Annotated in this window: 10 protein-coding genes; 8 read left to right on the top strand and 2 right to left on the bottom strand. The window is 68.5% G+C overall.

What is annotated here, in order from left to right:
- Nucleotides 1-171 precede the first annotated feature (171 nt).
- The 3 genes from CRO50_RS06785 (at nucleotide 172) to CRO50_RS06775 (ending at nucleotide 4818) form a co-directional block, all read left to right on the top strand.
- A complete protein-coding gene (locus CRO50_RS06785; protein WP_097145360.1) occupies nucleotides 172-1563 on the top strand; it encodes a WecB/TagA/CpsF family glycosyltransferase in 1392 nt (463 codons plus the stop codon).
- A 139-nt stretch (nucleotides 1564-1702) separates the two neighbouring features.
- Entirely contained in the window at nucleotides 1703-2191 is a 489-nt protein-coding gene (locus CRO50_RS06780; protein ID WP_232617739.1) for a putative pterin-binding protein, read from the top strand.
- Nucleotides 2192-2316: 125 nt separating this feature from the next.
- Nucleotides 2317-4818, top strand: a complete 2502-nt coding sequence (locus CRO50_RS06775) for a hybrid sensor histidine kinase/response regulator (protein ID WP_218844979.1) — start codon at nucleotides 2317-2319, stop codon at nucleotides 4816-4818.
- Between the two features lie 119 nt (nucleotides 4819-4937).
- Here the strand turns inward: CRO50_RS06775 and CRO50_RS06770 are convergent, their stop codons facing one another.
- Nucleotides 4938-6176, bottom strand: coding sequence for a polysaccharide biosynthesis/export family protein (locus tag CRO50_RS06770; RefSeq protein WP_097145119.1), 1239 nt, complete (start codon nucleotides 6174-6176; stop codon nucleotides 4938-4940).
- 218 nt (nucleotides 6177-6394) lie between these two features.
- Here CRO50_RS06770 and CRO50_RS06765 point away from each other — a divergent pair, with 218 nt between their 5' ends.
- The 5 genes from CRO50_RS06765 to CRO50_RS06745 all read left to right on the top strand — a co-directional run bounded on the left by CRO50_RS06765 (nucleotide 6395) and on the right by CRO50_RS06745 (nucleotide 12130).
- Nucleotides 6395-7636, top strand: a complete 1242-nt coding sequence (locus CRO50_RS06765; protein WP_097145118.1) for an oligosaccharide flippase family protein — start codon at nucleotides 6395-6397, stop codon at nucleotides 7634-7636.
- Nucleotides 7636-8550, top strand: coding sequence for a glycosyltransferase family 2 protein (locus CRO50_RS06760; RefSeq protein WP_097145117.1), 915 nt, complete (start codon nucleotides 7636-7638; stop codon nucleotides 8548-8550). Before CRO50_RS06765 ends, CRO50_RS06760 begins: the two co-directional genes overlap by 1 nt.
- Nucleotides 8551-8585: 35 nt before the next feature.
- Nucleotides 8586-9590 (top strand): glycosyltransferase family 2 protein, encoded by a 1005-nt coding sequence (locus tag CRO50_RS06755; RefSeq protein ID WP_097145116.1) that lies wholly within the window; start codon nucleotides 8586-8588, stop codon nucleotides 9588-9590.
- A gap of 11 nt (nucleotides 9591-9601) precedes the next feature.
- Nucleotides 9602-10603, top strand: a complete 1002-nt coding sequence (locus CRO50_RS06750; protein ID WP_097145115.1) for a glycosyltransferase — start codon at nucleotides 9602-9604, stop codon at nucleotides 10601-10603.
- A gap of 90 nt (nucleotides 10604-10693) precedes the next feature.
- On the top strand, nucleotides 10694-12130 hold the full coding sequence (locus tag CRO50_RS06745) for an amidase (RefSeq protein WP_232617740.1): 1437 nt from the start codon (nucleotides 10694-10696) through the stop codon (nucleotides 12128-12130).
- Nucleotides 12131-12249: 119 nt separating this feature from the next.
- Here the strand turns inward: CRO50_RS06745 and CRO50_RS06740 are convergent, their stop codons facing one another.
- Entirely contained in the window at nucleotides 12250-13743 is a 1494-nt protein-coding gene (locus CRO50_RS06740) for a tripartite tricarboxylate transporter permease (protein ID WP_097145114.1), read from the bottom strand.
- Between the last annotated feature and the right edge of the window lie 8 nt (nucleotides 13744-13751).

Here is a 13751-nt window from a genome sequence, read left to right as displayed (position 1 = left end):
AGTTGCCTGACTCCCCCGGATCAAGGGTCATTCCCGCCTGGGGTGTCCAGACCCCCCGTGCAGGCGCAGTGCTCGGCTAATGTCCCCGCAACCTCACCCGCCGCGCGCTGGAGTTCATGCCGCAGCGTCATCCATCTGAATGCAACTTCAACGCAACTTCGGATGCTCACCATGAACGCCACTGCCCAGCTCGCCCGACTGCACGATGTCCGCCCCGCACCGGCTCCCAAGGCCCTGTCGCGCATCCGTCTGTTCGGTCTCGATATCGTAGACGCCACCACCGATGCGGTGATCACCCGCCTGCTTCAGCCCGGTCGCCGCACCCGGCTTGCCTTCCTCAATGCCCATTGCGGCAATATCGCCGCGCGCAATCCGACCTACCGCGATGCACTGGTCACCGCCGGCATGATCCTGCCCGACGGGATCGGCGTCGAGATGGCCGCCCGGATGAGCGGCCAGAGCCTGACCGAGAACCTCAACGGCACCGATTTCACCCCCCGCCTGCTGCAGGCAGCGGCACGGCGCGGCCTGTCCGTCTTCCTGCTGGGCGGCCAGCCCGGTGTTGCCGCCGAGGCCGCCGAGCGCCTGGGCCGCGACATCCCCGGACTGAAGATCGCCGGCACCCGTGACGGCTACGACGGCATGACCGACGAGAACGCCGCGGTCGCTGCAGTGAACGCATCGGGGGCCGATATCCTGCTGGTTGCCCTTGGCGTGCCCTTCCAGGACAACTGGCTGGCCAAGCACGAGGCCCGGCTGTCGCCGCGCATCACCATGGGCGTCGGCGCGCTCCTCGATTTCCTGGCCGGTCGCGTCAAGCGCGCCCCGGCAATCGTGCGCAAGGCGCGCGCCGAATGGGCCTGGCGCCTGGCCATGGAGCCCCGCCGCATGGCCCGCCGCTACCTGATCGGCAATTTCGCCTTCCTCGGCCGCGCCTACCTCGATGCACGGGCGCAACGCCCCGCCGGAGACACCGCGCGCCGTGTCTTTGATGTCACGGTCTCTGCCGCGGCGCTCATTATTCTGGCACCGATCCTGCTGCTCACCGCCCTGGCGATCCGGCTGGAAAGCGGCGGCCCGGTGCTCTTCCGTCAGACCCGCGTCGGCAAGGACGGCACCCCTTTCACCATGCTCAAGTTCCGCTCGATGTATCCCGACGCCGAGGCCCGCCGCGCCGCGCTGCTTGCGACCTCGGACCGAGAGGGCATCTGCTTCAAGTCCCGCAACGACCCCCGCATCACGCGGGTGGGCCGCATCCTGCGCCGCCTCTCGATCGACGAGCTGGCCCAGATCCTGAACGTGCTGAAGGGCGACATGTCGATCGTCGGCCCCCGCCCCGCCCTGCCCGAAGAGGTGGCGGCCTACCCCGAGCGCGCCATGGGCCGCCTCGAGGTGAAACCCGGCCTGACCGGCCTCTGGCAGGTCTCGGGACGCGCTGAAATCGGCTTCGACAAGATGATCGACATGGATCTCGCCTACATCCGTTCCCGCTCGCTGCTGCTGGATACCCTCCTGCTGGCGCTGACGGCACGGGCCGTCATCGGAGGACGGGGAGCCTATTGACCCAGGGGTCGAAATAGGTAGCCTCCTCCCCACGTAAACGTGAACAACCTATCCTTTCGGATAGGTCGGGTCTTCCAATGCGCCAAGAAAAATACTCGGAAACATGCGAGACTTGAACGAAAAATTAGGGAATCGCTCCATGACCATCCGCTCTCGCATCACCCCCCTCCTTGCGGCCCTGACCCTTCTCGCCGGAACCGTCGCCGTGCAGGCAGACGACAAGGTGCTTCTGACCGTGCTGAACGAGGAAGACGAGGTTCTGGCAGAGTTCACCCTTGCCGATCTCGAAGCCATGCCATCGACCCAGGTCGAGACCACGACCAACTGGACCGAGGGCATGCAGGACTTCACCGGCGTGCCGCTGGCCAGCCTGATCGCGGATATCGCCCCCGAGGCCAGCGCGGTCGATGCGACCGCGATCAACGACTACGCGGTGCAGATTCCGGCCGACGGTTGGGACGAGGAATTTCCGATCATCGCCTACAAGAACCACGGCAAACCGATGTCCGTAAGGGCAAAGGGGCCTCTCTGGGTCATTTATCCCTTCGATTCGGGCGCTGCGTACCGTAGTGATGTAGTTTATTCGCGCAGCATCTGGCAGCTCGACCGCCTGAAGGTCATCGACTGACCGGCGGGAGAGCCGCAGAAGGACAACGGATGACCCTTGAACAGAAACCCTACAGGCCCGCTTTCTGGCAACAACCAGTAGCGGCCATTACCACGTTAGGGCTCTGCGTCGCTCTCATGGCAGGCATGGCCTGGGGGATTCTGAACGAGATCGAGAAACTCTCGGCGTCGAAGTCGGACAGCCTGCAATGGAGCCTGTCGCAGACCGATGTCGATTTCCTGCACTTCCGCATCGCCGCCTACAAGGCGCTGAACGAGGTTCGAGAGACGACCTCCCCCGAGGCGCTTTCGACCGCGCTGGACGAGACCCGGACCCGCTTCGACGTCTTCTACAGCCGCATGTATACCATCGACCACGCCGATCCGTTCCAGGCGCTGATCGGTGTCGAGGCCTTCGAGGCACCGCGCCGCGCGGTCGAGGACTTCCTGCAGCGCTCGGTGCCGCTGATCGACAGCGACGACGAGGCGCTTGCCGCCGATATCGGCACCCTGGTCGCCGATGCGCAGGAAACCAGCCCGCTGGTGCGTGAGTTCTCGCTGGCCGCGCTCGAAACCTTCGTGCGCGTCGGCGACGAGCGCGAAGACAGCCTGATCCGCAAGCTGTCGATGGTGGCGGCGGTGCTCTTTGCCTTTATCGCCGGCCTGTCGCTGATCGCCCTGGTGCTGACCCGCCTGGCCCGCGAAGCCCGCGAACATGCAGAGCAGGCAGAGGGCCGCGCCAAGCGGATGCACACCATCGTCGAGACCTCGATCGACGCCATCGTCGTGACCGACGACATGGGGATGATCCGCGACTACAACTCCGCCGCCGAGCGCGTCTTCGGCTATCGCCGCGACGAGGCCATCGGGCGCCGTGTCAGCGAGATCCTTCTCAGCGACGAGCAGGCCGCCGAGCTGCAGAGCGTGGTGCAGACCGTGATCCGCTCGCGCCAGCGCGGCGACCAGGTGCTGCACCCCCACGAGATCATCGCCGTCGATCGCTTCGGACGCCGCTTCCCGGCGGAAATCTCTTTCGACCAGGCCGCCGACGACAAGCATCTCTACGTCTTCTTCGTCCGCGACATCTCGCTGCGCAAGGCGCAGGAAGAGATGATCACCCAGTCCCGCGACCGCGCGCTTGCGGGCGAACGGGCCAAGTCGGAATTCCTCGCGGTGATGAGCCACGAGATGCGCACCCCGCTGAACGGCCTGCTGGGCTCCATGCAGCTGCTGCGCGACCACGGTCTGAACGAGGCCCAGGGCGAGCTGCTGGACCTGATGCAGGGCTCCGGCCAGCACCTGTTGGGCCTGGTGAACGACGTTCTGGACCTGGCGAAGTTCGAAGCGGGCAAGATGACCACCGAGTCCCGCCCCTTCTCGATCTCGCGCATGATGGATGGGGTGGTCGAATCCACCGCCACGCTGGCCAGCACCCATGGCAACGACCTGAACTGGTCCTGGATCGGCGCCTCGGAAGACCGCCTGCTGGGCGACAGCCGCAAGATCCGCCAGATCCTTCTCAACCTGGTCAGCAATGCCGCCAAGTTCACCCGCGGCGGCGGCATCGAGATCGAGGTCGAGATGCTCGGCCCCGAGCACAACCAGATCGAATTCCGCGTCATCGACAGCGGTATCGGCATCGCCGAAGGCGACCTGCAGCGCATCTTCAACGATTTCGAGACGCTGGATTCCTCCTATGCGCGCCAGGCTGGCGGCACCGGCCTTGGCCTTGGCATCGTCCGCCGCCTGGTCGAGCTGCTGGATGGTGAAGTCGGTGCCGAGAGCGAACCCGGCGAAGGCAGCCTGTTCTGGGTCCGCCTGCCCGTGACCCCGGCCAATGCGCTGGACGTCGAAGACGACACCTCGGGCGACCGTCCGCAGAACGCCATCACCCCGATGGAAGTGCTGCTGGTCGAGGACAACGAGATCAACCGCTTCATTGCCCGCGAGATGCTGGAAAGCGAAGGCCACCAGGTGACCGAGGCCGTCGACGGTCAGGCCGGCGTGGAATGGGCCATGGCGCAGCGCTTCGACGTGATCCTGATGGATATCTCGATGCCGGTCATGGACGGCGCCGAAGCCGCCTGCCGCATCCGCTCGGGCAATGGTGCCTCCGCCGAGGTGCCGATCATCGCCCTGACCGCCCATGCGCTGCCCGAAGAGGTCGAGCGGTTCCGCTCCGTCGGCATGTCCCACGTGCTGCCCAAGCCCATCGACCGCAACGTGCTGGCCCGCTGCCTCGACGACGTGGCCAACGGGCGGCTCTCGTCGCCCGATCCGCAGACCGATGCGCCGCACAGCCCGGTCACCCTGATCGACCGCAGCCAGATCGAATCCCTGCTCAGCGGCACCGGCGCCGCCACCGGCCGCAAGCTGCTGGATCGCTTCATCGCCGAGACCGACGGCTGCATCGCCGCCCTCGTCTCGGGCCCCGGCAACCGCTCCGAGATCGCCCGCCTGGCCCATGCCACCGCTGGCACCTGCGGCACCTTCGGCCTGACCGCCCTGCGCCAGGCCCTCGCCGAGATCGAGACCAAGACGAAGCGCAACCAGGAGGTCGAGCAGGCGGAACTCTCTGCGCTGGAGCCCCTGTGGCGCGACAGCCTCGAGCAGCTCAAGGTCATCGACAAGCGCCTGACCGCCGCCTGAGCCAAGGCCGTCAGAAACCTCGGACGACCTGGGACGGCGCGCAGCCGCCGGGGGCGGATCATGGATCTTGAGGGCGTCCTGCGTCCGGCAAGACAAGGCGCGCGCCGAGGCCCGCTGCCTCAGTCGCGTCCCAGCACCGCCACGGCCCCCAGCACACCCAGCACCCGGCCCACCTCCGTCAGGTTGGTCACCGAGCTGTCGTAGCAGGCGATGGCGTCACCCGGCAGCAGGTAGGGATCGTAGTCATCCCGGTCGGCGCGCTGGCGCATCTTTTCCACCGGGCGTTCGATCACCGCCGAGACGCCGCTGATCGGGTTGCGGGTAAAGAGCGCCGCCGAGCGGGCCGCGCTCGAGGCCCGCGCCCCGCCGACGCAATTGGCATTCACCACCGCCTGCATGTAGCGCGCGCCGTAGGGCAGTTCGCGCACGGTCTGGCCGATGGCAGAGCTGGCGTTGTTGCTGGCCGGCTGGGTCAGGTTCGACAGGTAAAGAGAGATCCCCGGCGGAGAAATCGGGCTGGGGCGCATCAGGTCATCCTGGAAGCAGCCGCGCGAGGGCACGAAGATCTCGTCTCCGGTGACCAGCATCACGTCCGGCGCCGCACGGCCCTCGATCACGCCACGCAGGTCGAGGGTGTAGTTCACCCCGCCACGGGTCAGCCGCACCGCCGAGAGATCCGCATCGGGGCGCACCCCGCCCGCGCTGCGCAGCGCCACCGAGAGGTTGCGCCCCTCGGTCGAGGCCCCAAGGGCGGCCTGGCGGCGGCTGTCCACCGCATCACCGGGCACACCGCCGATATCCAGCGCATGGGCCTCGAAGACGGCCCCGCGCACGGCGACGCGCACCGGGGCCAGGTCCATCACCAGCAGCGACAGCTGCGGCTCGGCGGCGTAGAAGGCGCCATCGGTCAGCGCCGCGCGGATCTCGCGCGAGACCTGCTGGACGCTGCGGCCCTGCGCCATGATCGGCGGCAGATAGGGCAGCTTCAGCGTCCCATCGCGCGAGATCACGTATTCGCCGGTGAAGGTCTCGTCCTGGGGCAGCTGCACCTGGACCAGGTCGCCCCGGCTCAGCAGCTCGCCCTGCAAGGCCACGGGAGTGGCCGCGCCACCCTTGCCCCCGACACCGCCCAGGTCGCCCGCCGGCGGCAGGCAGCGCGCGGCATTCATCGCCGGAGCGCGCAGCACCACCGTCTCGCCGCGCGAGGCCTCCTCGAAGGCGCGATACTGCGCCTGGAAGGCAGCGCCCTCGGCCACCGGCTCTATGTTGCGGGCCGCAGGCGGCGCGCTGCAGGCGGCCAGGGCGAGGGCCAGCGTCGCGGCGCCTTGGAGGGGCAGGAAAGAGCGGATGCGGGTCACTGTCTGGTCCGAATAGCTTTGGGCTTTGATCTCGGGCTTTGCAGTCACCCTATACCGGGCGGGATTCAAGCGTCCAGCTTACTCAGGGTCAGCCGCCCATCCGAATGGATAGGTCTCTTTGCCTGTTGCCCCCCTGCACTCTCCTAGGGCGCGAAAGACGCAAGGGCCAAAGAGCCCTTATCAGGGGGCATCACCGCATATTCACCAGGACTTTCTCGATGATCCGCTTCCTCCGCCCCGGCAGCTTCGCTGCGCATCTTCTTGCCTACAGCCTCTCCGAGGCTGCGGCCAAGGGATCGCGCCTGCTGGTCGTCATCGCGGTGGCCCGGACCATGGATGCCGGTGCCATCGGCCTGGCCGCCGCCGCCATGGCCGCCTCGGATATCGTCAAGTCGCTGACCGAGAACGGCGTCGGCCAGCGCGTCATCGCCGCCCGCGACGAGGACCTGGCCGCCACCACCCGCACCGCGCATCGCATCTTCTGGGCCTGGTGCCTGGGTCTCTTCGCCCTGCAGGTGGCCGCCGGCGGCGCCATCTGGGCGATGACCGGCGACGTGATGCTCTTTGCCCTGATCGCGGTGCTGGCCGGAGAATACCTCTTCATGCCCGCAGGCCTCGTGCAATGCGCCCTGGCCATGCGCGAAGGCAAGATGAAGCAGACCGCCGCCATCGCCGGGGGCCAGGTCGTCGCCGCCAATGTCGCCTCTGCCCTGCTGGCGCTGATCTTCCCCGGTCCCATCGCGCTGGTCCTGCCGCGCCTGATGGCGGCGCCGGTCTGGCTTGTCGCCATGCGCCGCCTGCGCCCCTGGCGCCCCGACCGCTCTGCCACGGCAGCGCCGCTGCGCCCCTTCCTGGCCTATGGCTGGGCCGTGCTGGGGGTCGAGGTGGTCAAGGCGCTGCGCCTGCAGGCCGACAAGCTGGTCATCGGCGCGCTTCTGGGCACCGAGATGCTGGGCCTCTACTTCATGGCCTTCAACGCCGGTCTCGGTCTCGCCACCTCGTTCAGCCAGGCCTTCGCCACGGTGCTCTTCCCACACCTGGTCACCGCACCTGACCGCGCCGCCGCGCTGCGCCGCTCGCTGATCCTGTCGGTCTCGATCATCGCCCCGGCGGTGATGCTGCAGGCCCTGGCCGCGCCCTACTACGTGCCGGTGCTCTTCGGAGACGGCTGGTCGGGCATCGAGGACGTGGTCTCGATCCTCTGCCTCGCCGCCATCCCCGGCGTCATCTGGTCCGCCGCCGCCCAGTGGCTGCGCGCCCACGACAAGCCGCAGGTCGAGTTCCTGGCCACCCTCGCCATGACCGCCGCCCTGATCGCCAACACCATCGTCCTGGCCCCCTACGGCCTCACCGCCATTGCCATGGGCTACCTCGTGGTCGCCCTGGTGACCCAGATCGGAGCCGCCCTGCCCGCCATCGGCCCCGCCCTCGTGACCTCTCGCCGGATGGAGCTTGCCTGATGCCCCGCTTCACGATCGTCATCCCCTGCTACAATTCCGCCGCCACCCTCGGCGCGACCCTCGACAGCCTGCGCGCGCAGAGCCTCGGCGATTGGGAAGCGCTGGTCATCGACGATGGCTCGGTGGACGACAGCCTCGACATTGCCCGCCGCTTCGCCCAGCAGGACCCCCGCTTCCGCCCGATGCGCAATTCCGGCAAGGGCCCCTCAGAGGCACGCAACCTCGCCCTGTCCGAAGCCCGTGGAGAGATCCTGGCCTTCTGCGACGCCGATGACCTCTGGCTGCCCGGCAAATTGGAGAGCCTGGCCAGGCGCTTTGCCGATCCGACCATCGACGCAACCTATGCGCGCGTGGCCTTCTTCGACGCCGAGGGCACCCGCAGCAGCAGCCGCATCCTGTCGCGCGACGTCACCGTCAGCGACCTGCTGGGCGAGAACCCGGTCTGCACCATGTCGAACCTGGCCCTGCGCGCCGATGTCTTCCGCGCCCGCGGCGGGCTAGATGCGCGCATCGTGCACAACGAGGATCTGGAGTTCCTGATCCGCCTCGTCGGTGAAGGCCACCGCCTTGCCGGGATCGACGAGGTCCAGGTGATGTACCGCACCTCGGTCACCGGCCTCTCGGCGGATCTGCCCGCCATGGCCGCGGGGCGTCTCGCCGCGCTGACCACGGCCGCCCGCTACGGCAACCGCCCCTCGCCGCGCGACGAGGCGATCCACCTGCGCTACCTGACCCGCCGTGCCCTGCGCACCGGCGCCCCGCGCCGCCAGACCCTGGGCCTGGCCCTGCGCGGTCTGGGCGCCAGCCCGCGCGGCTGGTTCTCCGACCTGCGCCGTGGCGCCCTCACTCTGGGGGGAGCCCTGATGGCCCCCATCCTGCCCGCCGCCCTGCGTAAAACGCTCTTTGCAAACTAAGCCCCCCGTCTTTGCAAACTGACCGGAGACCTGACATGCCCCATCTCATCTCCTCGACCGCCCCCCGTGTCTCGATCGTGGTGCCCGCCTACAACGCGGCCGAAACCCTGGCCGAGACGCTCGGCTCGCTGCTGGCGCAGACCTTCCAGGACTTCGAGCTGCTGGTCATCGACGATGGCTCCAGCGACCGCACGCCGGCCATCGCCCGCAGCTTCGGCGACCGTCGCCTGCGCCTGATCCAGCAGCCCAACCGGGGCCTGGCCGGAGCACGCAACTCCGGCATTCACCACGCCCGTGGGGAATACATCGGCTTCTGCGATGCCGACGACCTCTGGCGCCCCGAGAAGCTGGCCGCCCATGTGCGCCACCTCGAGACCAGGCCCAATGTCGGCATCTCCTTCTCGGGCTCCGAGCTGATCGACAGCGAAAGCCAGGCCACCGGTCTCGCACAGCGCCCCCGGCTGACCGGGATCACCGCCGCCCATGTCTTCAAGCGCAACCCGATCGGCAACGGCTCGGCCCCGGTGATCCGCCGCGCGGCGCTCGATGCCATCGCCTTCCGCCCGGCGCAGGAAACCGCCCGTGACTGGTGGTTCGACGAGAGCTTCCGCCAGTCCGAGGATATCGAATGCTGGCTGCGCATGATGCTGACCACCGACTGGGAAATCGAGGGCCTGCGCGGCCTGCTGACCCGCTACCGCGTGGCACCAGGGGGGCTTTCGGCCGGGATCACCCGCCAGTTCGCCTTCTGGGAACGCATGGTCGAGAAGCTGACCCCGCTGGCGCCCGAGTTCTTCGCCCGCGAGACGCCCGTGGCCCGCGCCTACCAGAACCGCTACCTGGCCCGCCGCGCCGTCAGTGCGGGCAACGGTGCCGAGGCAGTGAACCGCATGCGCGCCTCTCTTGCCTGCTCGAAACGGCCGCTGCTCGAGGAACCCGTGAAGACCGTCACCACCCTTGGCGCCACCCTGGTGCTGGCCATGGCCGGCCCCGCAGCCATCAACCGCGCCCTCGCCCTCGTCGGCCGCCGTTCGGCCTGAAAGGACAGACCATGCTCCGCATCGCCCACCTGATCGACGACCAATCCCCCGGCGGCGTCACCCGCTACCTCGACTTCATCGCCCACACCCCCGGCATGGCCAAGCTGGCGCGCCACATGATCGTGCCGGTGCCGCGCACCCACCCGGCCTCGGTCCGCTTCGAGGCCGATCTGATCGTCTCGCACCTGGCCGTCAGCTGGCGCGGGCTGCCCGGCCTGATCACGCTGCGCGCGCGCCACGCCGGAACGCCCATGGTCCATGTCGAGCACAGCTACTCGGAAGGTTTCACCGCCGCCAATGTGCCCGCGCGGGCCCGTTTCCACACCCTGCTGCGCTGTGCCTATGCGCTCTTTGACCGTGTAGTCGCGGTCAGCCAGGCCCAGGGCGACTGGCTGACCCGCCGTGGCCTCGTCCGGCCCGAGACGCTGGCGGTGATCCGTCCCAGCGTCGACATGTCCGAATTCCGCGCCCTGCCCGCCCCCGAGGGCCGCCTGCACAACTTCGGGGCCATCGGTCGGTTCGACCGCCAGAAGGGCTTCGACGTGATGATCCGGGCCTTCCGCGACCTGCCGGGCAACGACCTGCGCCTGACCCTCTACGGCGATGGCCCCGAGCGCGCCCGGCTGGAAGAGCTGGCCTCGGGCGACGTGCGTATCCGCTTCGCCGGCTTCGCCCCCGATCCCGTTCGCGCCGTGGCGCAATGCGACGTGATGCTGATGCCGTCCCGCTGGGAGCCCTATGGCATCGCCGCCGCCGAGGCCCGCGCCGCGCGGCGTCCGCTGCTGGTCTCGGGCGTCGACGGGCTGGCCGATCACGTCGAGATGGGCGCGATCCGCGTCCCCGATCTGTCGGTCGAGGGCTGGACCGCCGCCATGGCGCAGATCGCCGGCACCCAGATGCCGACCTCCCTTCCCGCGCGCCGCATCGAAGAGCAGCAGACCATCAGCGGCTGGCGCCAGCTGCTGGCGGAGATCCATGCCGGAGGTGATGTGATCGCCCTGCCGCAGACCTGATCAAAGGTCGACCCGCACCGGCGCTCGCTTTGACTTCTGCGCTGACACCCCCCTAACTCGGGGGGTGTCAGGTTTCTTCGAGAGGTCGCCATGAGCGCCGTCAGCCCCCCCTCCTTCACCGGTCCGGATCTGTGCCGTCTCGAGGCCCATGAGGTGGTCTCAATGCTGCGGCGGGGCGAGGTCTCGCCGCCGGAACTGATCGACGCGGCCTTCACCAGGCTGGACGAGGCGGAGCCCCTGATCAACGCCATGCCGACCCTGTGCCGCGAACGCGCGCTGGCTGCGGCCGGGGCGCTCTCGGGGGACACGGCCCACCCCGGCTGGCTGGCCGGTCTGCCGGTGGCGATCAAGGATCTGACCGAGGTGGCGGGCGTGCGCACCACCATGGGCACCCGCGCCCTGACCGCCCATGTCCCCGAGACCTCGGGCGCTGTGGTGCGGCGCATCGAGGCGCGCGGCGGGCTGGTGATCGGCAAGACCAATACGCCCGAGTTCGGTGCCGGGGCCAATACCTTCAACGATGTCTTCGGCTATACCCGCAACCCCTGGAACACGGCGATGAGCGCCGGGGGATCCTCGGGCGGGGCGGCGGCGGCGCTGGCCTCGGGCGAGGTCTGGCTGGCCCATGGGTCGGACCTGGCGGGCTCGCTGCGGACACCTGCCGCCTTCTGCGGGGTCGTGGGCCTTCGGCCCTCTCCCGGCATCGTGCCCGGCGCGCCGGGGCACATGCGTTTTCACAGCGAGGCCGTGCAGGGCCCCATGGCCCGTTCGGTGACCGATGCGGCGCTGTTCCTCGATGCCATGGCCGGCTTCGATGCCGCCGAGCCGCTTTCCTGTCCCGCGCCGGATGCGCCCTACCAGCAGGCGGTGGCGCGCGCCGAGGGCGGGCTGCGCATCGCCTTCTCGCCGGACCTCGGCGGCTTTGCCCCGGTGTCGAGCGAGATGGAGGCGCATCTGCGCGACGTGATGGATCTGCTGGCCCGTGATGGCGCGGTGGTGGAAGAGACCTGCCCGCCGCTGCCCGAGCTCGACGGCACCTACCGGGTGCTGCGCGCCATGCTCTGGGCCGCCGAGCTGGGCCAGGCCGAGCCGCGGATGTCGAAGCACTTCAAGGCGACCCTGCGCGAGAACATCGAATACGGCCGCATGCTGAGCGTCACCGACATCTATGACGCGCAGCGCGCCAAGTCGCGGCTCTTCGATATCGTGGCGGGCTTCATGCGGGGCTTCGACGTGCTGGCGTGCCCTGTGGTGGGCCTGATGCCCGGCCCGGTCGAGCAGGAATACCCGGTCGAGATCGACGGCCGCCCGCTGGAGGATTACATCGCCTGGCTGAAGTTCTCTTTCGTCTCGCCGGTGACCGGACTGCCTGCGATCTCGGTTCCCGTGGGGCTGGGTCCGCGCGGCCTGCCGGTGGGTCTGCAACTGATTGGCAAGCCGCGGGGTGAAGCGGCGCTGCTGACCGCGGCCCGGATCATCGAACGCGCCATGGGCGGGCCGCTCGGGCCGATTGATCCGGTGGTGTGAGGGCCGTCGGATGTCAGGGGGGGGGCTCTGCCCCCATCCGCTGACGCGGATTCCCCCGGAGTATTTTCAGCCTGGTGATGTGAAAGGGCGCCTCGTGGATAGCGGGGCGCCCTTCTTGCTCAGGGTTGTTCTTCCGGGTCACGGTTGCGGTTTTCGCGGTAGAGGCCGACGAAATGCAGGGTGATCAGGGTGAGGATCGCCAGGCCGAGGAAGGCCGCGATGGGTCGGTCGAAGAAGTCGGTGAATACCTTCACGCGGGCCATGGCGGGGCGCAGCTTGACCTCCATGATGCCGCCCAGGACCATGCCCAGCACGATGGGCACCACCGGCAGGTTCTGCCGTTTCAGGATCAGCCCCAGCACGCCGAAGCCCGCCGCGATGGCGCAATCCACCGTCGAGTTGCGCAGCGAGTAGACGCCGACGAAGCTGAGCGTGAGGATCATCACGCCGAGGAACCGCGTCGGGATGCGGATGATCTTCAGAAGCCCGTTCGAGGCCACCAGCATGAAGCAGACCACGATCACGTTCAGAAGGATCATCGCCACGTAGAGCGCGTAGACGAAATCCAGCTGACCCTGGAAGAGCTGCGGGCCGGGGATCACGTTGTGGACATAGAAGACCGAGAGCATCATCGCGGTCAGCGCCTCGCCCGGGATGCCGAGGGCCAGCAGCGGGATCATCGTGGCGGCGGGCACCGCGTTGTTGGCGCTTTCGCTGGCCACCAGCCCCTCTGGGCTGCCCTTGCCGAAGGCCTCGGGGGTCTTCGAGGTCTTCTGGGCGTAGGTGTAGCTGAGGAACTGGGCGGTGAATTCGCCGACGCCGGGGATCATCCCCATCAGCACGCCGAAGCCCGCGCCGACCCCGGCGATGCGCTTGAAGCCCAGCACCTCTGACATGGCGCGGCCCATGGAGCCGGTGATTTTTTCCGTCTTCGGCGCGCTTTCGGGCTCGGTCAGCAGCAGGAAGGCCTGCGACAGGGCGAAGAGGCCCAGCACCACGACGATCAGGTCGAAGCCGGAGCCCAGCCATTGCTGCCCGAAGGTGAAGCGTTGGGTGTACTTGACCGGTTCCAGCCCGACGGTGCCGAGGAAGATGCCGAGCGCTGCCAGCATGCCGGCGGCGAAGGTCTGGCCCCGGTGTGCCAGCACCACGAGGACGAGGCCCAGCAGGGCCGCCAGGAAGATCTCGCGCGAGCCGAACATGGGCGCAATCTTCGCCAGGACGGGCGACAGAAGGATCAGCGCGATGATCGACAGGATGCCGCCCGCGAAGGAGGCGCCATAGGCCAGGCCCAGGGCGCGCAGGGCCTCTCCGCGCCGGGTCATCGGGTGGCCGTCATAGGTGGTCAGCGCATTGACCGCCGTGCCGGGGGTGTTGATCAGGATCGCGGGCAGCGCGCCGCCGAACATCGACGAGCCGTAGATGCCCAGAAGCATGGTCAGGCCGACCAGCGGCTCCATGGCGAAGGTGGCCGGCAGCAGGATGGCGATGGCCACGGCGGGCCCGACACCGGGGATGGCGCCGATCACCACGCCACCGATCGAGCCGATCAACAGGGCGACCAGCACGTCGATATGCATCAGCATCTGGATGCCGGAAAGGAACATCTCCATCGGGGGCC

Source organism: Pseudooceanicola antarcticus (genome assembly GCF_900215355.1).
GTDB classification, from domain to species: domain Bacteria; phylum Pseudomonadota; class Alphaproteobacteria; order Rhodobacterales; family Rhodobacteraceae; genus Pseudooceanicola; species Pseudooceanicola antarcticus.
Note: the sequence above shows the minus strand (reverse complement) of the source record. Positions and strands in the feature narration are given on the sequence as shown.

What these genes read in the sequence shown, in the direction of transcription:
- CRO50_RS06780 (WP_232617739.1), top strand. Translation starts at nt 1,703, where the DNA reads ATGACCATCCGCTCTCGCATCACCCCCCTCCTTGCGGCCCTGACCCTT.
- CRO50_RS06750 (WP_097145115.1), top strand. Translation starts at nt 9,602, where the DNA reads ATGCTCCGCATCGCCCACCTGATCGACGACCAATCCCCCGGCGGCGTC.
- CRO50_RS06765 (WP_097145118.1), top strand. Translation starts at nt 6,395, where the DNA reads ATGATCCGCTTCCTCCGCCCCGGCAGCTTCGCTGCGCATCTTCTTGCC.
- CRO50_RS06745 (WP_232617740.1), top strand. Translation starts at nt 10,694, where the DNA reads ATGAGCGCCGTCAGCCCCCCCTCCTTCACCGGTCCGGATCTGTGCCGT.
- CRO50_RS06755 (WP_097145116.1), top strand. Translation starts at nt 8,586, where the DNA reads ATGCCCCATCTCATCTCCTCGACCGCCCCCCGTGTCTCGATCGTGGTG.
- CRO50_RS06775 (WP_218844979.1), top strand. Translation starts at nt 2,317, where the DNA reads ATGGCCTGGGGGATTCTGAACGAGATCGAGAAACTCTCGGCGTCGAAG.
- CRO50_RS06760 (WP_097145117.1), top strand. Translation starts at nt 7,636, where the DNA reads ATGCCCCGCTTCACGATCGTCATCCCCTGCTACAATTCCGCCGCCACC.
- CRO50_RS06740 (WP_097145114.1), bottom strand. Translation starts at nt 13,743, where the DNA reads ATGGAGATGTTCCTTTCCGGCATCCAGATGCTGATGCATATCGACGTG.
- CRO50_RS06785 (WP_097145360.1), top strand. Translation starts at nt 172, where the DNA reads ATGAACGCCACTGCCCAGCTCGCCCGACTGCACGATGTCCGCCCCGCA.